This is a genomic window from Nocardia otitidiscaviarum NBRC 14405 (assembly GCF_000308635.1).
Lineage (GTDB): Bacteria > Actinomycetota > Actinomycetes > Mycobacteriales > Mycobacteriaceae > Nocardia > Nocardia otitidiscaviarum.
Window position 1 is genome coordinate 65192 of record NZ_BAGD01000071.1, and the last position, 21981, is coordinate 87172.

Below are 21981 nucleotides of genomic sequence, written 5' to 3' on the forward strand. Positions count from 1 at the left end.
ATCGCGCCGAACCTCCCGGTCGGTAGCCGTGCGGTTACTGTGGCGGCCGTCACGAAAGCGGGCAGTGATGTATTCCGCCAAACTTCGTGACGACTGACACGTCAGTCACCAAACTGTTATAGGGTCACGCCATCGGCTGTGGGGCCGAGCGATATCGACCAAGCAGTGGGGCTGTGGGGTGGTAAACATTGGTCGACAGGGCTTTTCGTGCACCGGAACCGTTGGTTCGGGAGGTGCTCGAATTCGTACTCTCGGGGCTGCGGACATTCGGACGGACACTGCAACTCGCGGTGGCGGCCTTCCGGTGGCTGTTCATCGATATCGTCCGGCTGCGGCATCCGTGGCGAGATACCGTACAGCAGGGCTGGTTCATCGTCAGCGTGACGGCGATTCCCGCTGTGCTGGTGGCGATTCCGTTCGGCGTCATCGTCGCGGTGCAGGTCGGCAGCCTCACCCAGCAGGTGGGCGCGACCTCGGTATCGGGCGCGGCGGGCGGTTTGGGGGTGATCCGGCAGGGCGCGCCCATGGTGACCGCGCTGCTGCTCGGCGGTGCGGCCGGATCGGCCATCGCCTCGGATCTGGGGGCGCGCACCATTCGCGATGAGGTGGATGCCCTGCGCACCATGGGAATCGACCCGGTGCGCCGACTGGTCGCGCCGCGGCTGGCGGCCATGATCACGCTCACGCCGCTGCTGTGCATGCTCATCATCTTCATGGGCGTCTTCACCGGCTACGTCATCGCGGTCGGCTTCCAGGGCGTCACGCCCGGCAGCTACCTGTCCGCCTTCGCGGCCTTCGCCAAGATGAGCGATCTGGCGGTGGCCATCGTGAAGGCGGTCATCTTCGGCATCATCGTGCTCATCGTGTCCTGTCAACGCGGACTCGAGGCCACCCACGGACCCAAGGGCGTCGCCAATGCCGTGAACGCGGCCGTGGTGATCGGCGTGATCGCCGCCTTCGGCGTGAATCTGGTGATCACCCAGCTGGTGTCGATGTTCCTACCGCAGCAGGTGGGGTGAGATGACCCAGGCACCAGCTCGCTACCAACCACTCGGCGCGGTCGGCCGCGTGGCCCGCAAATCCGTCGACGGGCCGAATTCGCTGTTCGAATCACTCGGACACCAGGCAACCTTCGTTTACCAGGTGCTGACCGCCATCCCGCATACGCTGCGGGTGTACCGGCGGCAGACCTTGCTCATCCTCTCCGATATCACCTGGGGATCCGGGGCGATCATCGTCGGCGGTGGCACCGTGGCGGTGCTGGTCTTCCTCGGCATCGCGGTCGGCGGCTCCATCGGCGTGGAGGGCTTCACCGCGCTGAACATGGTCGGCATGGGTCCGCTCACCGGATTCGTCTCCGCCTACGCCAATACCCGGGAGATGGTGCCCATGGTGGTGGCGATCGGGTTCGCCGCCCAGGCGGGCTGCCGGATGACGGCCGAGATCGGGGCCATGCGCATCTCCGAGGAGATCGACGCGCTGGAGGCCATCGGCATCCGGCCCATGTCCTTCGTGGTGACCACCCGTGTGATCGCCGGGGTCGTCACCATCGTGCCGCTGCATCTGCTCACCCTGATCCTGTCGTACCTGTCCTGCGCGACGGTGGTGAATGTGCTGCACGGCCAGAGCTCGGGCACCTACTACCACTACTTCGACGCCTTCCTGCAACCCGGTGACGTGCTCGCATCATTGGTCAAGGCAACGGTTTTCGTAGTGGTCATCATTCTCATCCACGGCTATCAGGGCTTCTACGCCAGCGGCGGCCCGGAGGGGGTGGGCCGGGCCTCCGGCCGCGCCATCCGCGCCAGCCTGGTCGGCGTGGTGATCCTGGACATGATCATGACGATCGCGTTCTGGGGCCTGGATGTCGGCATCAGGATTTCGGGGTAGTCATGCCGGTATTCGTAGACCATTCCGGCCGCAGCGCCGGACGCTGGGCGCTGCGCCTGCGCGGACTCGTGGTGGCGGTCGTCATCGCGGTGGCGGCCACGGTCGTCACCACCTACGCCAAGGGCGGCTTCGCCGACCGGTTCGAACTCACCATCGACGCGGCCACCCTCGGGGAGGGCCTGGCCCCCGGGGCGGAGGTGAAGTTCCGCGGGCTGGCCATCGGCACCGTGCGTGCGGTGGAGACGGTCGGCTACGGCAAGCAGCGCATCGAGGTGGAACTCGATCGCGCCCAGACGCGGGCGCTCACCGACGATGTGACCGCCCGCTTCACCTCGTCGAACGTGTTCGGTTCCAGCGCCATCGAATTGGTGACCACCGGCGACGGCGGCCCGCTGCGCGAGGGCGCGACCCTGTCCATCGGGGAGAACGCCGCCAACGCCACGGTCGCGGGGGTCTTCCGCCGCGCCGCCCGGCTCACCGCGGTGCTCGACTCCGACAGCGTGCGCAGGCTTTTCGATCTGCTGCTGGACAATGCCGATGCCATCGGCCCCACGCTGAGCTCGTTCTTCGAGACCGCGCGCATGATGGCCGACGGCCAGCGCGCGCCGCTGGCCCACTACCTCGCCATCGGCGCGGACATGACCGAGGCGTTCGCCGACCTCACCCCACCGGTGGGTCGGGCCGTTCTCCAGATCCTGGAGCAGAGCGCCTATTTCGGCGACGAGACCAACCGCGAACGCACCAACCAGGCCACCGACGGTGCGTACACCCAGGTGCTCGTCGGCATCGCGGAACTGCTCGACCGCAACAACCCCGATCTGGAACGGATTCTCGGGGCGGTGCTGGACCTGGCCGTGCCGATCAGCGTGTCGCTGGGCACCGTGGCCCCCGCCTATCACCGGATTCCCGCCCTGCTCGCCGCGGTGGACGGTGCGTTCCCGGTGGTGGACGGAAAGGTGCAGATGCAGTTGGAGCTGATCGTGGAGACCATGCCGTACCTGGCCGATTCGCTGGCAGGGGGTGCGCGATGAACGGAATCGGTTCGGCCGCCGCGAAACTCACGGTCTTCGGAGTGATCGTCGCCGCCTGCACGGGATTCATCGTGACCGCGCTGCGCACCCCCGTCCCCGGCGACAAGGTCGTCTACCAGGCGGTGTTCACCGATGTCTCGGGTCTGTACGAGGGTGACTCGGTGCGCATGTCCGGCGTCGCGGTCGGGAAGGTGGAATCGGTGGACCTCGACCGGGACCGGGCCCGGGTACGTTTCACCGTCGACCGCACCCGGCCCGTCTACGACACCACCCAGGCCGCCGTGCGCTATCAGAACCTCATCGGCCAGCGGTACGTGGAACTGCTCACCGAGCGTCCGAGCGCCGTGAAACTGCCCGCGGGCGGTGTGATTCCGGTGGAACGCACCATTCCCAGCTTCGATGTGTCCAAGCTGTTCAACGGTTTCAAACCGCTGTTCGACACCCTGGAGCCCGAGCAGCTCAACCAGTTCGGCACCAATCTGCTGCGGGTGATCCAGGGCGACGGCTCCGGAATCGGCCCGGTACTCGCCGATCTGGACCGGATCACCGCGCACGCCCGCGACAGCGAGGCGGTGATCGTGCTGCTCATCCAGAACCTCGGGGTGGTGTCGCAGGAGATCGGCGGCAAATCCGACGCCGTGGGGGCGCTGGTCGACCAGCTCTCGGAGATCCTGCGCCAGTTCACCGATCGGATGCAGGGCGTCATCGCCGCCATCGAGAAGGGGGACCGCGTGCTGACCCCGCTCATTCCGATCCTGGAGGAGGGCCGGGACGCCTACGACGTGGCCTACGGGCCGATCGACGGACTGCTGCGTCGGCTGGTACCGCAGACCGAGACACTCACCCAACTGCTGGCACTCACCCCGGGCCTGGTGTCCGGGCTGAACAACGCGGTGCCCGGCGAGGGCTACCGCCCCCGGATCACCTGTTCGAGCGGGGAAGCGGTGGTGCCCGATATCGGCGGTGTGGTGCTCGGCAGTCAGAACCTGGTGGTGTGCGAGTGAAACGCTATGTGGACATGGTCGCGGGTGCGCTGCGCGAACTGGTGACCGGGCGCGGCGATCAGCCGAGTCAATTGCGCTGGGGCGCGGCGGGCGTCGTGGTGTGCGCGGTGCTGCTGCTGATCGCGGGCGCGCTGTACGTGATACCGATCGGCGAGCGGACCTACACCGCCGACTTCCGGGTGTCCGGTGGCGCACGCCCCGGGGACGAGGTGCGCGTCGCCGGGATCAATGTCGGTGAGGTGCGGTCGGTGGAGTTGGTCGGCGACCACGTCGAGGTGCGGTTCGGGGTGGACCGCGCGGTGCACGTGGGCGAGCTGGCCAGCGTCGAGGTGAAGATGCTGACCCCCATCGGCGGGCACTACCTCTCGCTCACACCGACCGGCGAGAAAGCTCTGGGGGACAAGCACATTCCGCCGGAGCGCACCACCGTCCCGTTCGAACTCAGCGATATCCTCGACCACGCGACGCCCGTCATGGGCAAGATCGACGCGCAGACCCTGCGCGCCACCATGGCCGAGCTGAACACCGCGCTGACCGGCCAGCCGGACGCGCTGCGCGGCGTGATCGGCAATGCGGCCGAGCTGACCGACGTACTCGCCGACCGGTCCCGCCAGCTCGACACCGCCCTCCAGGTGTCGGACGAGTACATCGCCGCCATCGCCGCCGACAAGGCCATGCTGGCGGGTTTCGTGCAGCAGCTGGGCACGGTGGCCGACCAGCTCGGCGATCGAAAAGAGCAGATCGTACGGGTCTTCGGTCTGATCAAGCGACTCTTCCTCATCCTGCACCGGCCGCTCATGGCCTACGGCGACACCCTGGAACCGCCCATCACCGAAATCGAGCAGATCTTCTCCAAGGTGATGGCCGATCCGAGCCGCATCGACACCGTGGTCGCCGGCATCCGGGAGGTCGTCGACAAACTGTCCGCCATGCTGGGCGTCCAGGTGGCGGTCGACCGGCCGGAGAACGGTGTGCGGGTGTGCGTTCCCTACGAAGGCAAGGCGTGCTGAATGAACTGGGGTAGAACAGCACTCGTGGCGGGGGCCGCCGCCGTGGCGGTGGCGACCGGCGTGGCGGGGGCGACATGGGTGAACTCGGTGCGCGCCGATTCGACACAGCGGGTCTGCGCCGACTTCACCGACACCGTGGGCCTGTACGAGGGCAACAGCGTGACCATGCTCGGCGTCGAGGTCGGCACGGTGTCCACCATCGAATCACGCGGTGACCACATGCGCGTCACCATGACCGTGGACGGGGACGTGCGGTTGCCCGTCGATATCCGGGCGGTCACCATGTCCAGCTCCATCGTGACCGACCGGCACGTGGAACTGACCAAGCCGCACACCGGCGGGCCGGAATTCGATACCGCATCCTGTATTCCACTGGAGCGCACCAAGACTCCGGTGGGCATCAGCGAGGCCCTGGACGCCATGGGCCGCATCGCCGGGGACCTCACCGGCGGCGGCTCACCGGAGGACACTCTCATCGACCAGACCCTCACCGCCGCCGACGGCGCGCTCGCCGATACCGGCCAGCAGTGGAACCTGCTGTTGCGGGAGCTGTCGCAGGTGGTCGGCGATCCCGGCCAGCGCGATGTGGTGTTCCGGCGACTGGTGGAGAACCTCGACACCCTCACCACCATGTTCGTGAGCAACTGGCCCGATATGGCCTTGCTGCTGGACAATCTGCGCCAGGGCATTCAGCTCCTCGGCGAGTTCTCCGCCGAGTTCGCCGGGGCGGTGGACCTCGCGGTGGAGTTCCTGCCGGTGATCGCCCGCAATGTCGGCAAATACGACGAGCAGGTGTACGCCCTGCTGGATCAGTATCTGCCACAGGTGAAACAGCTGATCAACAGCCGGGGCGATATCGGCGACCTGCTGTCGAAACTGCCGCCGCTGGCGGCGCAACTACCGCAGGCGGGTGCGCGATGACCCGTCGAACGCTGCGCCGGAGGCTGCTGCCCGCACTGGCGGCGGCCCTGGTGCTCACCCTGAGCGGCTGTGGCGTGCGCGCCACCGACATCCCCATTCCGGGCACCTATCCGAGCGGTGACACCTACACGGTGCGTATCGAATTCGGTTCGGTGCTCAACCTGCCCGATCGCGCCAAGGTCATCGCCGACGGCGTGGAGATCGGCATGCTCGACCGCATCGACCTGGTCGGCACCACCGCCGTGGCCACCGTGGAGCTGAAAACCGATGCGCGACTGCCCAAGACCACCACCGCGGAACTGCGGCAGAGCACCATCCTCGGCGATATCCACATCGCCCTGGAACCGCCGCGGGACAGCGATGTCGCCTTCCTCCAGGACGGCGATGTCATCCCGGTGGGGCAGACCGTGCCCGCCACCAATGTGGAGGACATCCTGCGGGCGCTGTCCAATATCGTGACCGGCGGACGCTGGTCGGATATGCAACAGCTGGTCGCCGACGTGAACGCCGCCTTCCCGACCGATCCGGCCGAGATCGACCGCATCACCCGGGCGGGCCGGGCGGCGCTGACCGATCTGTCCTCGCACACCCCGGAACTGGACCGCATTCTGGCCGCGGCGCAGCAGATCACCGGGAAGCTGGAGTCCGGGCGGGCCGCGGTGGACCAGATCCTCACCCTGGGTCCCGATCGGGCCGCGGGACTGGCGGACGTGCTGTTCAATGTGGTGCGCCTGATCGCGGGTGCGGGCGTGCTGGCCGACGAGGCGGGGGAGCTGCTGCTGCCGCTCGCGGGCGACTTCCGCAGCATCGTGTCGATACTGGCCCCGACGGCACTGACCGTCGCCTACGCCGACATCACCGTGCCCGCGAACCTCGAGGCGTTCCACACGCTGTTGCGGGACAAGCTGATTCCGTTTCTGCACGCACCGGATGTCCACCTCCGCGGGGTGGATGCCCAGGCCGACGCCGACGAGCTGGTCACGGTGCTGCGTTCGATGGGGATGGTGCCGTGAAACTCTCACTCTCCGGACCGATGTCGCTGGTGCTGCTGCTGGTGCTCACGCTGGTGTGCGGCAGCTATATGGCCGTCGGCGTGCTGAACCTGGACCCGCGCCGCGACTCGTACGCCGTCACCGTGCTGGTGGACACCTCCGGCGGTCTCATGAAGACCTCCGAGGTGACGCTGCGGGGGATGCCCATCGGGCGCGTCCGCTCCATCGAGGCCACCTCCGTTGGGCTGGCGGTGCGGCTGGAATTCGATGCGCGCTACCGGATTCCGGTGGACAGCGAGGTGCGTGTCTCGAACCTGTCGGCGGCGGGGGAGCAGTTCCTCGACTTCCGGCCCACCGGCACCGCGGCCCCCTATCTGCGCGACGGCAGCATAGTGCCCGCCCGGCAGGTGCGCATCGCCACCACCGTCGGCGACGCCCTGGCCAAGTTGGACGCACTGACCGCGCAGATCGACCCGCTGAAGCTGGAGCGGCTGGCCACCACCGTCGCCGCCGGATTCGAGGGCCGCGACGCCGACGTGGCGAATCTGACCCGGGCGCTCACCCTCACCGCGGGCATGCTGCGCGACAAACGCGACGCCATCGCCCGGCTCTACGTCAATGTGCAGACCCTCGGCGACAACTTCGACGGTCGCGCACCGACGCTCAGCGCCACCGCCGGCGATGTGACGGCGGCGCTGCCGGAACTGCTGCACATCATTCGTTCCTTCCAGGACTTCTCCTATGTCGGCGAGCACGTGTTCACCGACCCGATCGGGCCGCTGGTGCAGCGCATCGACGACTACATCGCCCTGCTGGGCCCCGATCTGGGCCATATCGCCACGGTCCTGAAACCGGCGACCAGCAGCATCAAACCCGTACGCGTGGACGCCGGTTCGATCATCGACCTGCTGGCGACCGTCTTCCCGGGCGACGGCGCCGCCCATGTGACCGTCGGTCCCCGTTGACCACTCGACACCGAGAGCAGAGGACACACCGTGAGTGATATCGACAAGACCCCCGAACCGACGGTGCGACTGGAGAAGACCGGCGCCGCGGCGCGACGGGCCGAAAGCCGGTCGGAGCCGCCGACCGCACTGCCCGCCAACGGCATCCGCCGCCTGCACTACCTGATCGGGGTGGCCGCCGCCGTACTCGGCGTGCTGGCCGTCGCCTTCGGGGTGAGCTGGCAGCACGCCGCCGGGGACCTGAACGCCCTGCGCGACGACCAGGCCGATCGCGCCCGGGCGGCCGAGGTGGCCCGCGACTACACCCTGCGCTCGCTGACCTACGACTACCGCGATCTGCCCGCCTTCTTCGACGCGGTGCGCCGTGATGCCTCGGCGGGCCTGACCCAGCGCTACGACGACGTGCACGACACCCTCGCCACCATCATGACCGAGGCGCAGGTGGTCGCCACCGGTAACGTGCTCGGCACCTCGGTGGAGGCCACCGGCAACGATCAGTTCGTGGTCACGGTCTTCGCCACCCAGCGCACCCAGAACGTGCAGCAGCCCGAGCCGGTGACCAAGCCGAACCTGCTCACCGTGACCGTCGCCGAGTACGACGGCACCTGGCAGGTCGTCGACTACGGGCCCAAGGACACCGTGGTCAAGGACGGGACCGCGAAATAGTTCCGCGCCGCGGCCGACCGCCGCAGTCGGGACTCCCACTGCGGCGGCGTCGGCAGATAGTCGCAGCCGCCTACGCGGTGTTCTCCGCCCGGGGATACGAGGCGACCACCGTGTCCGCGATCGCCGCGCAGGCCGGGATCGCCCAGGGCACGGTGTACCGCTACTTCCACAGCAAACGCGAGATCCTGGACCACGTCCTCGATTTCGGCGTCGACAAGCTCATGGAGGCATGGCAGCCGCAAACCTTCATCGGGGTGGCGGGCAGCGCCGTCGAACTCATCGACGGCGTGCGGGCGGGCGCGGACCGGCTGCACGACCTCGTCGAGCGGGAGCCGGAACTGCTGCGGCTGCTGCTGGTCGAAGCCAGCGCCGTCGATCCCGAACTGTCGCGGCGGCTGCTGGGATTGGAGGCGATGGTGGCGGCCTGGGTGGCCGGGGAACTCCAGCGCGGCATGGACGGGGGCTGGCTGCGTCCCGATATCGACGCCGACGTGCTCTCGCACACCATCGTCATGCTCATTCTGCCGGATGTGGTGCGCGAACTCCTCGGCACCGGAACACCGCGCGTGCGCAAGCAGAGCACCGATATGGTGCTGATCATGGTGGAGAAGGCGCTGCGGGTCCGGGCGGTCGACGGATGAGCGCGGACCGGCCCGACCCCGCCGCCCACTCCGCCCGCCGCCGCGCCGAACTGGTGAACGCGGCCTACACGCTGGTCACCAGCCGGGGTTACCGCGCCATCGGCGTGGACGACATCGCGAGTCTGGCGGGCGTCAGCCACGGCACGTTCTACAACTACTTCGCCAACAAGCGCGACATCCTGGACGCGGTCATCGACCACTGCTTCGCGGTGATCCGGGAGCGCCTGATGGGTGACGAGCCGACCCCCGCCACCCTCCACGAATTCCGTGCCCGCTACGGCCGCATCGTCGACCGCTGCTACGACCTGGTGGCGAGCGAACCCGGGCTGGTGAACTTCCTACTGCTGGAAGCGAGTTCGATCGACGACCGGGTGCTCGACCGGATCATGCGTAATGCCCAGACCGACGGCGACACCGCGGCGCGGGAGATGGAATACGGCATCGCCCACGGCTATCTGGACGACCGGCTGGACACCCGCGTCGGCGGCGAGGTGCTGGTATCGGTGCTCATGTCGGCGCTGCTGACCGCGGTGCAGGGGGAACGGCACGGCCTGACCCGCGACCGGGTACGCACCCAACTCACCGACTTCCTCGCCACGGCATTGGGAGCCGAGGCGGCAGGGCCGGAAGCCCAGACCACGGGGCTGGAGGTCGAGACCGCGGGGCTGGGAGCCGAGAGCGCGGGGCCATGAGCCGTGACCTGCGTGCGCCGCGGCTCACGGCGAATCCGCCGCGCGCAGCGCCTCCAGTAGCGGACCCGCCGTCTTGGCGAGGAACTCCTCCTGGCGTTCGTCACCGATCTGCACCAGGGCGATATCGGTGAATCCGGCCTCCTGATAGGGCCGCACCGCCGCCACGATGGCGTCCAGGTCGGGTCCGCACGGGATCTGCCCGGCCACATCCTCGGGCCGCACGGTCCCGGTGGCGGCGCTGAACGCTTCCGGCGTCGGCAGATTGCTGTTCACCGGCCAGCCGCCCAGCGACCAGCGGAACTGCTCGTGCGCCCGGCGCACGGCGGTCTCCCGGTCGGTATCCCAGCTGATCGGTATCTGACCCGTCACCCGGGCGGGCACCGCCTCGCCGAGCACCCGCTCCCGGGTGCGATGCCAGTGCTCGACCAGATCGGCGTCCGGGCTGGTGGTCACCACCTCGTCGGCCAACGGCGCGAAGCGGTCCACCGAGCGCGATCCCGACACCGCCACGGCGATCGGGACCGGCTGCTCCGGCAGGTCCCAGATCTTGGCCGAATCCACCTGGTACCAGCGGCCCTGCCGCTCGACCGTGCGGCCGGTGTGCAGTTCCCGAATGATCTGCATCGCCTCCCGCAGCCGGTCGTGCCGCTCCGCCAGCGCGGGCCACCCCTGACCCACCACGTGCTCGTTCAGATTCTCACCGCTGCCCAACCCGAGCGTGAAGCGACCCTCCGCCAGGATCTGCAGCGTCGCCGCCTGCTGCGCCACCAGTACCGGGTGGTATCGGATGGTCGGACAGGTCACATAGGTCATGAGCGGTATCCGCCGCGTCGCCTGCGCCACCGCGCCCAGCACGGTCCAGGCGTTCGGCGCGTGCCCCTGCTCGGCCAGCCAGGGGAAGTAGTGGTCGCTCATGACGGCGAAATCGAATCCCACCTCCTCCGCCGCCACCGCGTAGCGCACCAGTTCGCGCGGTCCGCTCTGCTCCGTCATGAGGGTGTATCCGAAGCGAGTCACAGGGTTCTCCTTTCGTCGGCTACCGGGATATGGGGGAGCTACCCGGTGTGAGCGCGGTGAACCCGAGCGGGTGCGGGCGTCGGCACCGGCCCGCGCACTAAGCTCGGCATACGGGCGGAGTCGGCGTACGGCGGCGGAAGGCGGTGCGGTATGGGCGGCACGGGGTACATGGCGGCGTGGCGGGTCGAGCGGCCCGGTCCGATCGATGGTCGACCGCTGCGGTGGGAGCGGGACGCCGTACCCGCACCGGGGCCGGGGGAGCTGCTGGTGCGGGTGCTGGCCTGCGGCGTGTGCCGGACCGATCTGCACGTGACCGAGGGGGATCTGCCGGTGCACCGCCCCCGGGTCGTCCCCGGCCATGAGGTGGTGGGGGAGGTGGTCGGAACCGGCGGCGGGGCAGGGGAATTCGCGGTCGGAGACCGGATCGGCATCGCCTGGCTGCGCCATACCTGCGGTCGCTGCCGGTATTGCCTGCGCGGCGCGGAGAACCTCTGCCCGAACTCGCGCTACACCGGCTGGGACGCCGACGGCGGCTATGCCGAATACACGACGGTGCCTGCGGATTTCGCCCATCCGCTGCCGAAGGGTTACAGCGACGGGGAGCTCGCGCCGCTGCTGTGCGCGGGCATCATCGGCTACCGTGCCCTCGAACGCGCCGCGCTGCCCCCGGGCGGACGGCTGGGGATCTACGGTTTCGGCGGCAGCGCCCATCTCGCCGCCCAGGTCGCCTTGGCGCGCGGCGCGGAAATCCATGTGATGACCCGGGATTCGGCAGCGCGGGAACTGGCCCTGGAACTCGGTGCCGCCTCGGCGCAGGGCGCGGCCGACCCGCCGCCGGAAAAGTTGGACGCGGCAATCCTTTTCGCTCCGGTGGGTGAGCTCGTACTCCCGGCCATGGCGGCGTTGGACCGGGGCGGCGTGCTCTCCATCGCCGGGATCCACCTGTCCGACATCCCGCCGCTGAACTATCAGCGGCACCTGTTCCAGGAGCGGGAGATCCGTTCGGTCACCGCCAATACCCGCGCCGACGCCCGCGAATTCCTGGCATTCGCCGCCGATCATCGGCTCGAGGTCTCGGTGCACCCCTATCCGCTCGATGCGGCCGACCGTGCACTGGCCGATCTGGCGCACGGGCGCTTCGCCGGCGCGGCGGTCCTGGTCCCCTGACCGGTCGGACGGGGGAGATACCACCGGACACGCCGTCGACACGCCGAGTCTTCCATTCCGAGTTTCCGATTCAAGTCATGCGTCAGCTGCACTGATGCTTTCCTGAAAGTGTTCAGCATCATTGCAGCAAACCTGATTCGGAGGTTGGGGAGCGGCCATGCACCGCACGGGACACGAAGAGGTCCGGAGCAGCAGACCCTGGCTGTGGACGGCGCTGGCGGGATTGACGGTTGTCGCGGGGGCCATGTGGATCGCGCGCCCTCAGCCCGCCGCCTGTCAGACCAGCACGGCGATCACCACCGTCAAAGTCGTACCGCCCATCGTGCAACCGAGTCCGATTGCACCCGAACAGCTTCCGACGCTGGAGGAACGGCTGCCGGAGGAGTCGCGGGAGGCGCGCTTCTATCATTTCGGCCAGGGGGTGGCCTGCTCCTTCCCGGATCTGCCGCTCGACGGCTTCTACATCGGGGTGCCCACGGGGGAGTACGACAGCTCCGCCGCGTGTGGCACCTACGTCGACATCGACGGTCCGCTCGGCAGTGTGCGCGCTCAGATCGTGGACCGCTGCCCGGGGTGCGCACCGCATCAGTACGACCTGAGCGCCGCCGCCTTCGCGCAGGTCGCCGACCCGGCCGCCGGGGTCGCGCGGATTCGGATCAGCAAGGTGCGCAATCCGACTCCGCCGCCGCCGCTGTCGTACCGGGTGCAGCAGGGTGTCTCGGCGGACTGGCTGGGATTGCTGTTCGCCAATACCGGCAATCCGCTGCGGCAGGTGGCGCTGCGGCCGGAATCCGGTGGCGACTGGCGGCCACTGCGGCGCGGATACGACAACTACTGGTCCGCCTCCGGTCTCGGCCCCGGCCCGTTCACCGCCATGGTGTCCGATATCTACGGGCACGATGTGCTGGTGCCCGGCATCGTCCTGGAACCGGCGCGGGTGCGCTATACCGATATCGCGCTCTACGAGCTGCCCACGGTGCCGCTGCCCGCCGCGCCGACACCCATTCCGGTGACCACGCTGGTCACCACCGTGGTCCCGGGGCCGCGGTCCTGCGACTGAGGATCCGTTCCCCGGAGTGTGGCATCATTCATTGTGAAACGTGTTCCAATTTGACCGCCGGGGAGCGGTGCGCCGGGAGGCTTTCGATGACGGACCCCACACTGGAACTGTCCGAGCGCGATCCGTCCGGGGATGTCGGGCAGCGCCCGCGCTCCCGGCGGCTGTCCTCGCGGATATCCAGGTTGACCGAGGTTCCCGCGGGATCGATGGTGGAGCTGCCCGGCCGCGGGCGCACCTACGTGGTGGACCTGCCCGGCCCGAACCCGGACGCGGAGACGGTCTTCCTGCTGCACGGCGCGGCCACCACCGCCATGCTGAACTGGTTCCCATCGCTGAAGGAGCTCAACGAGCGGTACCGGGTGGTGCTGTTCGACCAGCGCTGGCACGGGCACGGCATCCGGTCGGAGACGTTCGATCTCGACGAGGTCGCCGATGACGTCGTCGCCCTGGCCGACGTCCTGGCCGTGGACCGGCCGATCATGGCGGGCTACTCCATGGGCGGCATCACCGCCCAACTCGTCGCGCACCGGCATCCGGACCGGGCGGGCGGACTGGTGCTGGCCGCCACCACCTACCGGTTCCAGGAGAAGTGGCGCGAGCGCGCCTTTCATCGGGCCATGGCGGCCTTCGCCACCAGTGTCTCGGAATTGTCCTGGCGGCGAGCGCATCTCAAGGCCACCCGGCTGCCGGAGCTGCCCGAGGCGACCTGGCCGGTGGGGCGGATGGACCGGTGGGCCATGGGGCAGATGCGCAGTCTCAGCGGTTGGGCGCTGACCCAGGTGATCGCCACGCTGGGGCGCTTCGACTCCTCGCCGTGGCTGCCGTCGCTGCGGGTGCCGACCGCCGTGGTGATCACGACCCGGGATCGGGCGCTGCCGGTCTACCGGCAGCTGGAGATGGCGAAAATGATTCCGGGAGCGGAGATCTTCCTCGCTCCCGCCGGGCACGCGGCCTGCGTACTCGAGGCGGACGTCTTCGTCCCGGTATTCCTCGAGGCACTGGAGTCGGTCGTCGCGCGGCGTTGAGTGGCGTTGCGGCTCAGTGCCGTTCGCGGGTGGCCTTGAGCAGTTCGCGGATCACCTCGGGCACCAGGTCGGCCAGACGCGCTACGTCGGGGACCAGTTCCCGGCAGGCGATGAAGCCGAAGTCCATCGTGCCGTCGCAGGTGAGCACGGTGCTGGTGAGGCCGGCGCCGTGGAAGACCGGCCCGAACGGGTACAGGGCGTCCATGCGCAGGCCCAGGAAGTACATGGGGAAGCTGGGTCCGGGCACATTGGACACCACCAGGTTGTGCACGACCGGATGGTGCTCGGCGAGCTCGAGCGCGGAGTAGGCGCGGGCCGCGAGCTGAAAGATGTTGGGCGGGGCGTATTTCGCCCAGTCCTGCAGGAAGTCCGCGCCGATGAGATTGTGCTCCTCCTTCGCGCTGCGATTGTCCTGCGCGATGAGCAGCAGCCGCTCCACCGGATCGGGGATATCGGTGCGCAGGCGGGCGAACAGGGTGGAGACCTTGTTGGTGCCCTCCGTATGCCGCGAGGTCTCGTGCACCGACACCGGCACCGAGGCGATGAGGGTGGAATCCGGTAGCGCTCCATGTGTTTCGAGATATCCGCGCAAGGCGCCGCCGACCACGGCGAGCACCACATCGTTGACCTTCACCCCGAACGCGTCCTTGATCTCGCGGATGTCGGCGAAGTCGGTGGCCACGAACGACACCGCGCGGTGCGCGGTGATGGCCCTGTTGAACGGGGTGCGGGGCGCGGTGAACGGCAGCGGCATGCCCGAGGACTGCTCGCGCCGTCGCCGCACCAGATTGCCCAGGATGCCCACCGTCCGGGGCACCAGGCCGACCATGCCGAGTTTCCCCGGGAGCCGCAGCGCGGCCTCGGCGGCCAGCAGCAGATCGTGGGGTTCGCGCTCGGGCCCGGGGATCTCGGCCGGATCCGGCTCCGGATAGCGCACTCCGGGTTCCAGATCGCACAGGTGCATCATCATGGTGGTGCCGGTGATGCCGTCGACGATGGCGTGGTGGTACTTGGCGATCATCGCGATCTTGCCCTCCGGCAGGCCCTCCACCACCCACATCTCCCAGAGCGGACGGCCGCGGTCCATGGGCCGCTCGGCGATCTCGGCGGTGAGGTCGGCGAGTGCCCGGTCGTCGCCCGGTGCGGGCAGCTCGACGCGGTGCAGGTGGTGATCGAGGTCGAAGGCCGAATCCCGCACCCACACCGGGTGATCCAGATTCAGCGGTACGGTGTGCAGGCGGCGGCGCATGGCCGGGACCAGATGCAGGCGACGGCCCAGTTCGGCCCTCAGCTCGTCGAAGTCGTATCCCGCGCCGTCGGCGTTCGGATCGAGGATGAGCAGTGCGCAGACGTGCAGCAGCTGGCTGTCGGTTTCGAGGTAGAGGAAGCTGGCGTCGAGTCCGGTGAGTCTTTCCATATCGACACACTATGGAAACGCGTTCTACTTCGGGCCGGGTTCGGCGGGCTCGTCGCCGACCGGTCGATGCCGATTCGTTGCCTGAAAATAGCTGCCGGATAACGCGATTCGGTTGGCTACGGTTGGGTCCCGGCTGGGTATCCATACAGTGGAATATGTTGTCGTCCGTGTTCCCCCTCCCTACCTTGGAGCTCATAGCCCGGTGAGTGTCACTTGTCACTGACAAGAGTCACCGGGCTTCTCACAACGGCGTGAGAAGGGTGAGAACTATGCGCGGCCGGAAGGTGTTGCTGCCTGGAAATTGGCGTATTGCTTGGCTGTTCGCCGCACTGCTGGTGCTGGTGAGCGTGCTCTATCCGCTACAGGCCCCACGGGCGCACGCCAACTGGTGTGCCGATATCGACGTGGTGGTGGTGCGGGGCACGGGCGAACCGGGCTGGTTGGGCGATGTGGTGGGCAATCCACTCTACGGCCAACTGCAGCAACGGTTGCCCGTCTCGCTGAGCGCCTATCCGGTGGCCTATCCGGCCGACCACTCCTTCGATCTCGGCGCGGGCACCGCGGATCTGGTGGGACACCTGGCCCATCAGGCCGGGGTGTGCCCGGCACAGCGCTTCATCCTGGTCGGCTATTCCCAGGGCGCGGCGGTCATCCACGCGGCGCTCGGGACCGGCAATGTGAGTTGGTATCCGGGGCGGGTGCAGCTGCCGGGTGACCTCGCCTGGCGGATCTCGTCGGTGCTGCTGTTCGGCGACCCGCTGCGCGCGGTCGGCGCGGGCGTACCCGGCGAATACGCTTGGCGGACCGGAAACTGGTGCACCGGAGGCGATCCCATCTGCGGCGGCGGGATGAACGCGGCCTCGCACGTGTCGTATGGGCACAGCTTCGTGGCGGCGGCCAACTTCGCGGCCGGTCGGCTGTGAGCCGAGGCCGCACGGGACCGGGGAGGGGCTCCCCTCGGGATCGGCCCCCGGTGGAGACATCCACCGGGGGCCGAATCGCGTTGCGTGACCTACTTGCCGAACATCACCAGTGCAGTCCGGGAATCACATTGGTGATGCGGGCCGCCGAACCGGGCAGGCCCATGAGCGGCTGCACGACAGGTGCCAGGGCGAGCAGCGGACTGCGGGTGGGCGCGGACTCGGTCTTGCCCGCCTCCGCGGTCCCGGCCTCGGCGGCCCCCGTCTTGGCGGCCTTGGACTCCCCGAACATCCGGAAGCCCTGGTGCAGAATGGCCTTCTTCACCGACGGCATGACGGTGTCGACGAACTGCGCGAAGGTGCCGATCGGGGTGTCGATGCGGGCGGGCCGGTGCTCGAGGGCGCGCACCACGATGGCGGCCGCCTGCTCCGGGCTGTGCACCGGAATCGACTTGTACAGATCGGTGGGCGCGATCATGGCGGTCCGCACCAGCGGCATCCGCACCGAGGTGAAGGTGATTCCGGCGTCGGCGTTCTCGACCGCGGCGATCTCGCTGAAGTTGTCCAGCGCCGACTTCGACGCCACATAGGCGGCGAAGCGCGGCACCTTGGTCTGCACCGCGATGGAGGAGATGTTCACGAAGTGCCCGAAGCGGCGCTCCCGCATGGAGGGCAGCAGCGCCAGGATGAGCCGCACCGCGCCGAAGTAGTTCACCGCCATGGTCCGCTCGAAATCGTGCATGCGGTCGGTGGAGTTCATCACCGCGCGGCGGATGGAGCGGCCCGCGTTGTTCACCACGTAGTCGACGTGGTCGTGGTCGGCGAGCACCTGCTTCACCAGCAGCTCCACCGACTTCTCGTCGGTGATGTCGCACGTGTACGCCTGTGCCGCACCGCTTTCCGTGCGCACCTGGGCGGCGGCGGCCTCCAGCTCCTCGGTGGTGCGAGCCACCATGAGCACGGTCGCGCCGCGGCGGGCGACCGCGTGCGCGGTGGCCAGGCCGATACCCGAGGAGGCCCCGGTGATCAGGACGATGCGGCCGTCGAGCGCGGTGCCCTCGGTGCGGCGGGCACGGTCGGGATCGAGATTGGCGCGCCAGTAGTCCCACAGGGTGCGGGCGTAGGAGTCGAAGGACGGCACCTCCAGGCCGCGCAGCTGGGCGCGGGTGGAATCGGAGACGAACTCCGATTCGAAGGAGGTGTGCGGGGCGACCTCGGCCGGAATCCCGAGGCGCTCCAGCAGGAAGTCCCGCACCGCGGTGACGCCGGGAATGTGGCCGAGCGCGTCGAGGGCGCTGTGGCTGCCCGGCAGCGTGCCGATACCGGTGGGCGCACCGGCGGCCTCGGCCAGTGCGGCGTAGATGTCGGAGAACGGCTGCGGCTCCGGGTTGACCAGGTGGAAGGTGCGCCCGGCCAGACCCGGCTTGCGAATGAGCTGGACCATGGCCTGCGCGACGTAGTCGACCGGGACGATATTGGTGGCGCCCAGATCGGGCAGCGGCAGCGGCAGGTCGGCGGGCAGTCCGGCCAGACTCGCGATGGCCGGGAAGAAGTAGTAGGGGCCGTCGATCTTGTCCATCTCGCCGGTGCGGGAATCGCCGACGATGATGGCCGGACGGTACACCCGCCAGCGCGCCCCGGATTCGCGCACCAACTTCTCGGCCGCGAACTTGGTGCGGTGGTAGGGCGAAGTGAGATTCTGACCGAGGTCGAAATCGTCCTCGAAGAACTTGCCGCGGTGGTCGCCCGCGACGGCGACCGAGGAGACGTGGTGCAGCACCGCGTCCAGCTCGACGGCCAGGTCGACGACGGCCTGGGTGCCGTTCACATTGGCGGCGTGGGCCGTGGCCTCGTCGGCGGTCATATCGTAGACCGCGCCCAGATGGATGATGTGGTCGGCGCGGGGAGCCTCGTCCTGGAGGCCCAGTCCCGGCGCGGTGAGATCGCCGATGAGCGGGAAGACGCGATCCGGCGCGCCCCAGTTCTCGGCCAGCTCGCGCAGCTTGGCGACCGACGCCTCCCGCACCAATGCGTGGATCACGGCCTCCGAGTCGCGGCTCAGCAGTTCGGCGAGCACCCGTCGCCCGAGAAATCCCGTTCCGCCCGTGACGATGTAGGAAACCATCGCCCCCTCCTTATCGATTCGAACCTGTTGGAAACCAACGGTGTTCGTCCGACATGCGGCGGTGGATGCGGACGTGAGTACGTTGAATCGGCCCCCTAGCAAAAGTCGGGCCGAGGTAGGAACACCTTCGTGCCTAACTGGTGAGTAACTTTACGGCGACCCCGGTTGACGCGGCAAGTCGCGACGCTGTGGGAATGGTCACCTCGGGGCATATCGAGTTGGTATGTGTAACAAGGATTTTCGTGTAACCGTCGGATGCACTTGGTTACTTGTTGGCAAACCGAATCGCGGAGCCGACCGGGGTAAACGTCCTGGTCGGTTGACTGAGGTTAAGGTGTTCCAGTCCTGTTGGCACGTCTCCCGGAGGGGCCGTGATCGCACAGCTCGACCTGCCGTCCACGGGGATTCGCACCCGCGCCGAATTCGAAGCCCTGCCCGTCGTACCCCGGGGCTGGGCATGGGAGCTGCGATCCGGACGATTGGAGCTGACGCATATGCCGGTCACGTTCTGGTATTACCGCATCGTCTTCCAGGTGCTGGAACTGTGGAAGCAGCTCGGCTACGAAATCGCCGGAAACCAGTACGTCGCCGACAGTGGATTCGCGCGCGGCAGCCTCGGCCGGAACAATTTCCTCGCCGACGGCATCGTCTTCCGGCCCGGTTTTCTGCCGCTCAAATACAGCACGAGCCACGACGCCGCGCACATTCACGCCGTCGTCGATGTCGTCTGCCAGGACTCCCAGGTGCACGACGCCATCGAGAAACTTCGCGTCTACGCGAGCCTCGGTGTTCCGCACTACTGGATCATTCGCGGCGACACCGACTCCGCCGACCTCGACGGCTACATCAGCATGTACGAACTGGCGGCGGGTGAATACCGCCTCACCGGCAGTCGGCTGGTCTCCGCATTGGCGGTTCAGCCGAGCGCGTAGGTCGCCGAGGCAGTGCCGCCGTAGAACAGTTCGGCCTCCTGCTCGGTGGCATCGGCGGCCACCGCCCGGTCCACGGCCGCCAGCAGTTCCCCGAACGATCCGGCCATCGTGTCTATCGGCATATTCGATCCGAAGATGAGCCGCTGCCAGCCCCAGAGCTGAATACTCGTCTCCAACCAGTAGTCGAGGGTCGGCCAGCGGAAATCCGGGCAGATCATGCCGAGTCCGGACAGCTTGCACTGCCATCCGGTCTCCTTGGCGGCGAGGGACAGCGCATTCTGCCAGGCGGTACGCGCGGCCTGATCCGTGCCGGTGGGCAGGCCGAGATGTTCCAGCACCACCCGCAACCGCGGATACCCGGCGAGGAAGTCGATCCAGTCGAGCATATCGCCGGGATGGGCGACCAGATCGAAGACGGCGTCGCGGTCCTGCAACCAGGAGGCGATGGTGTCGGCGGCCGGGGTGTTGGGGGACAGGCCCTGGAAGACGCGGATTCCGCGCAGGCGGGGGCTGCGGGCCTGCTGCTCGAGATGGCGCAGCAGGTCCGGACCGTCGAGGGTGGGGTCGACCGCGCCCACGATGGCGATCGGCCGATCGGTCGTCGCGGCCATCTCGTCGATCCAACGCGTCTCGTCGAGGTAGGCGTGGCGGGCGGTGGTGGCGGAGACGTGCACCAGTCCGGTCACGGTCGTCGCGGCCGCGGCCCGGTCGTACTCCGGCAGCAGGAAGTCGTCGGCCAGCGCGGGTGTTCCGGTGTGCGCGGCGAAGTCGGCCAGCTGCGGATACCAGTCGTGGCGGCTGGGCTGCCACAGGTGCAGGTGCGCATCGACGACGGATTGGGCGGGCATGGAACGCGACTCCTTCATGACATGGTGATGCCGCCGCTGACACTGATCAGCTGGCCGGTGATGTAACTGGCCTCGGGGCTTGCCAACCAGGCGATGAGGGAGGCGACCTCCTCCGGTCGCCCCAGGCGCTTCATGGGGATTGCCTTCTCGATGGCGGCGAGATTGCCCCGGTGCCGACGCATGGTCTGCGACACCATTTGGCCCTCGATCGGGCCGGGGCAGACGACATTCACGGTGACCTGATGGCGTGCCACCTCGCGGGCCAGCGATTTCGCGAAGCCGAAGAGACCGGATTTGGATGCGGCGTAGGCGGCTTCGCCACCGGCTCCGGCGCGTGCGCCGTCGGAGGAGACGAATACCACGCGCGCGGAATCGGTTTCGAGCAGGCCGGGGAGGAGGTGTTTGGTCAGCAGCATGGGGCCGCGCAGGTTGACCTGGAGCATGGCGTCCCAGTGGTCGACCGAGCTGACCAGGAAGGGTTCCACGATGGCCAGGCCCGCGCAGTGGATGACGGCGGAGACGGTGCCCTGCACGGCCCACGCGGTGCGGGCGATGCTGTCGGGGCTGGCCAGGTCGAGGTGGACGGCGGTGGCTTTGGGGCCGAGGTCTTCGGCCAGTTGTTTGGCGGAGGTGAGATCGAGGTCGGCTATGACCACGTCCCAGTCGGCGGCTATCAGGCGGTGGGCTACTGCGCGGCCGATATCTCCGGCGCCGCCGGTGATCAGGGCTCGGCTTTCGTCGAAGGGGTCGGCCATGGTGGGGGCTCGCTATCGCGGGTGTTCTGGGTTGGGCTGTCTATCGGGGGTGGGGTGGTCTATCGGTGGGGCTTTCGATCGGTGATGGGGTTGTCGATCAGGGGTTGGGACTATCAATACAGCATTCGGGGCAATTCGACATGGGTTGCGGGGGTTGGGATCTGGTTGCGTGGGGTTGAAGAGAATTATGTGTGGTGGCGTTGGGTGCCTTACCTGGCTTTCGCTGACGCCGGGGTGGGTGCCGCGCGCGTCTATCCCAGCCCACGGACTGGCTGGGGTTGCGTTCTCGAGATGGGCCTTGTGTGGGGTCTGGCTATTGGCGTAAGTGATCGCCTCGGGTCGGGTCCGGGCGTTGGGTGCGGTGGTCGGTCGATGGCCGGTCGTGAGGGCCGGTGGGTCGTTGATCGGCTGTTCGGTGGTCGCGGTGACGGTGACCGGGCCGGTCGAGATGGTCGGCACCGTGCCGGGTCGCGGTATCGGTGAGCCACTGCTCCGGGTGATGGTGCAGATTCACCCGGGGGACCCGTGCCGGATCGATGCGGGTCGGGGGTGCCCACGCGACACGACCCGGATACCGGCCGCTACCGACACCGCGTCCGAGGGTGGCCCACCCGGTCGGATCCTCGACATCCTCGGGGATCTGGGCATGGCAGCGATCGCACACCAGGGTGAGGTTGTCGATATCGGTACGACCACCCCGCAACCACGGCACCATATGATGCACCGCACACAACGTCGCCGGAGCCTCACACCCCGGACGAGTGCAGCCGCGATCGGCGGCGATACACGCCAACCGCTGCCACGGCGACGCCAGGCGATACTTCCCTCGCCCCAAATGCAACGGCAGTCCTTTGCCGTCGAACAGCATCAACAACGGGTAGCTACCCTCGGCCATCCGCAGGG

22 protein-coding genes are annotated in these 21981 nt (G+C 68.2%); 16 read left to right on the plus strand and 6 right to left on the minus strand.

The window, feature by feature from the left end; genetic code table 11:
* Positions 1 to 188: 188 nt before the first annotated feature.
* From ON31_RS14420 to ON31_RS36665, 11 genes are read left to right on the plus strand one after another with little or no spacing between them, the layout of a single operon-like run.
* Complete coding sequence (locus tag ON31_RS14420) at positions 189 to 1019, plus strand: MlaE family ABC transporter permease (RefSeq protein ID WP_029932341.1); 831 nt, start codon at positions 189 to 191, stop codon at positions 1017 to 1019.
* A gap of 1 nt (position 1020) precedes the next feature.
* Positions 1021 to 1890 carry an MlaE family ABC transporter permease gene (locus tag ON31_RS14425; protein WP_039813988.1) on the plus strand — a complete coding sequence of 290 codons (870 nt, stop codon included), beginning with the start codon at positions 1021 to 1023 and terminating at the stop codon, positions 1888 to 1890.
* Positions 1891 to 1892: 2 nt separating this feature from the next.
* Positions 1893 to 2921: an MlaD family protein gene (locus tag ON31_RS14430; protein WP_039813990.1), complete on the plus strand. Its 1029-nt coding sequence runs from the start codon at positions 1893 to 1895 to the stop codon at positions 2919 to 2921.
* Complete coding sequence (locus ON31_RS14435) at positions 2918 to 3925, plus strand: MCE family protein (RefSeq protein ID WP_039813999.1); 1008 nt, start codon at positions 2918 to 2920, stop codon at positions 3923 to 3925. Before ON31_RS14430 ends, ON31_RS14435 begins: the two co-directional genes overlap by 4 nt.
* On the plus strand, positions 3922 to 4935 hold the full coding sequence (locus tag ON31_RS14440) for an MlaD family protein (RefSeq protein WP_255222103.1): 1014 nt from the start codon (positions 3922 to 3924) through the stop codon (positions 4933 to 4935). The genes ON31_RS14435 and ON31_RS14440 overlap by 4 nt, the downstream gene beginning before the upstream one ends.
* Entirely contained in the window at positions 4936 to 5856 is a 921-nt protein-coding gene (locus ON31_RS14445) for an MCE family protein (protein ID WP_081592448.1), read from the plus strand. It begins immediately after the preceding gene.
* Complete coding sequence (locus ON31_RS14450) at positions 5853 to 6869, plus strand: MlaD family protein (protein ID WP_039814001.1); 1017 nt, start codon at positions 5853 to 5855, stop codon at positions 6867 to 6869. Before ON31_RS14445 ends, ON31_RS14450 begins: the two co-directional genes overlap by 4 nt.
* The gene (locus tag ON31_RS14455; RefSeq protein ID WP_051037237.1) at positions 6866 to 7813 is read left to right on the plus strand and encodes an MlaD family protein; all 948 of its coding nucleotides are present in this window, start codon (positions 6866 to 6868) and stop codon (positions 7811 to 7813) included. Before ON31_RS14450 ends, ON31_RS14455 begins: the two co-directional genes overlap by 4 nt.
* Before the next feature lie 30 nt (positions 7814 to 7843).
* Positions 7844 to 8479: an Rv1363c family protein gene (locus ON31_RS34655; protein WP_051037238.1), complete on the plus strand. Its 636-nt coding sequence runs from the start codon at positions 7844 to 7846 to the stop codon at positions 8477 to 8479.
* A 56-nt stretch (positions 8480 to 8535) separates the two neighbouring features.
* Positions 8536 to 9120, plus strand: coding sequence for a TetR/AcrR family transcriptional regulator (locus tag ON31_RS14465; protein ID WP_255222105.1), 585 nt, complete (start codon positions 8536 to 8538; stop codon positions 9118 to 9120).
* Positions 9117 to 9812: a TetR/AcrR family transcriptional regulator gene (locus tag ON31_RS36665; RefSeq protein WP_051037239.1), complete on the plus strand. Its 696-nt coding sequence runs from the start codon at positions 9117 to 9119 to the stop codon at positions 9810 to 9812. The genes ON31_RS14465 and ON31_RS36665 overlap by 4 nt, the downstream gene beginning before the upstream one ends.
* 24 nt (positions 9813 to 9836) lie before the next feature.
* Here the strand turns inward: ON31_RS36665 and ON31_RS14475 are convergent, their stop codons facing one another.
* The gene (locus tag ON31_RS14475; protein ID WP_039814006.1) at positions 9837 to 10829 is read right to left on the minus strand and encodes a TIGR03557 family F420-dependent LLM class oxidoreductase; all 993 of its coding nucleotides are present in this window, start codon (positions 10827 to 10829) and stop codon (positions 9837 to 9839) included.
* A gap of 168 nt (positions 10830 to 10997) precedes the next feature.
* Between ON31_RS14475 and ON31_RS14480 the strand changes: the two genes are divergently transcribed.
* From ON31_RS14480 to ON31_RS14490, 3 genes are all read left to right on the plus strand, one after another.
* Entirely contained in the window at positions 10998 to 11996 is a 999-nt protein-coding gene (locus ON31_RS14480; protein ID WP_039814092.1) for a zinc-binding alcohol dehydrogenase family protein, read from the plus strand.
* 157 nt (positions 11997 to 12153) lie between these two features.
* Entirely contained in the window at positions 12154 to 13056 is a 903-nt protein-coding gene (locus ON31_RS14485; RefSeq protein ID WP_147287233.1) for an expansin EXLX1 family cellulose-binding protein, read from the plus strand.
* An 86-nt stretch (positions 13057 to 13142) separates the two neighbouring features.
* On the plus strand, positions 13143 to 14081 hold the full coding sequence (locus ON31_RS14490; RefSeq protein ID WP_051037241.1) for an alpha/beta fold hydrolase: 939 nt from the start codon (positions 13143 to 13145) through the stop codon (positions 14079 to 14081).
* A 13-nt stretch (positions 14082 to 14094) separates the two neighbouring features.
* Here ON31_RS14490 and ON31_RS14495 read toward each other — a convergent pair whose 3' ends face one another.
* Positions 14095 to 15498 (minus strand): WS/DGAT/MGAT family O-acyltransferase, encoded by a 1404-nt coding sequence (locus ON31_RS14495; protein ID WP_039814008.1) that lies wholly within the window; start codon positions 15496 to 15498, stop codon positions 14095 to 14097.
* 269 nt (positions 15499 to 15767) lie between these two features.
* Here ON31_RS14495 and ON31_RS14500 point away from each other — a divergent pair, with 269 nt between their 5' ends.
* On the plus strand, positions 15768 to 16421 hold the full coding sequence (locus tag ON31_RS14500; protein WP_051037242.1) for a cutinase family protein: 654 nt from the start codon (positions 15768 to 15770) through the stop codon (positions 16419 to 16421).
* A 103-nt stretch (positions 16422 to 16524) separates the two neighbouring features.
* Here the strand turns inward: ON31_RS14500 and ON31_RS14505 are convergent, their stop codons facing one another.
* A complete protein-coding gene (locus tag ON31_RS14505; RefSeq protein ID WP_039814010.1) occupies positions 16525 to 18543 on the minus strand; it encodes an SDR family oxidoreductase in 2019 nt (672 codons plus the stop codon).
* A 371-nt stretch (positions 18544 to 18914) separates the two neighbouring features.
* On the opposite strand from ON31_RS14505, the gene ON31_RS14510 reads away from it, so the two are divergent.
* Positions 18915 to 19475, plus strand: coding sequence for a Uma2 family endonuclease (locus ON31_RS14510; RefSeq protein ID WP_039814013.1), 561 nt, complete (start codon positions 18915 to 18917; stop codon positions 19473 to 19475).
* On the opposite strand, the gene ON31_RS14515 is transcribed toward ON31_RS14510, so the two are convergent.
* From ON31_RS14515 to ON31_RS34665, 3 genes are all read right to left on the minus strand, one after another.
* Complete coding sequence (locus ON31_RS14515) at positions 19460 to 20323, minus strand: amidohydrolase family protein (protein WP_157533670.1); 864 nt, start codon at positions 20321 to 20323, stop codon at positions 19460 to 19462. The two genes, ON31_RS14510 and ON31_RS14515, sit on opposite strands and share 16 nt — an antisense overlap.
* A 14-nt stretch (positions 20324 to 20337) precedes the next feature.
* The gene (locus tag ON31_RS14520; RefSeq protein ID WP_039814019.1) at positions 20338 to 21078 is read right to left on the minus strand and encodes an SDR family NAD(P)-dependent oxidoreductase; all 741 of its coding nucleotides are present in this window, start codon (positions 21076 to 21078) and stop codon (positions 20338 to 20340) included.
* Positions 21079 to 21391: 313 nt separating this feature from the next.
* Positions 21392 to 21981 (minus strand): HNH endonuclease signature motif containing protein (locus tag ON31_RS34665; RefSeq protein ID WP_169335013.1); only part of this gene is annotated, 590 nt, incomplete at its 5' end.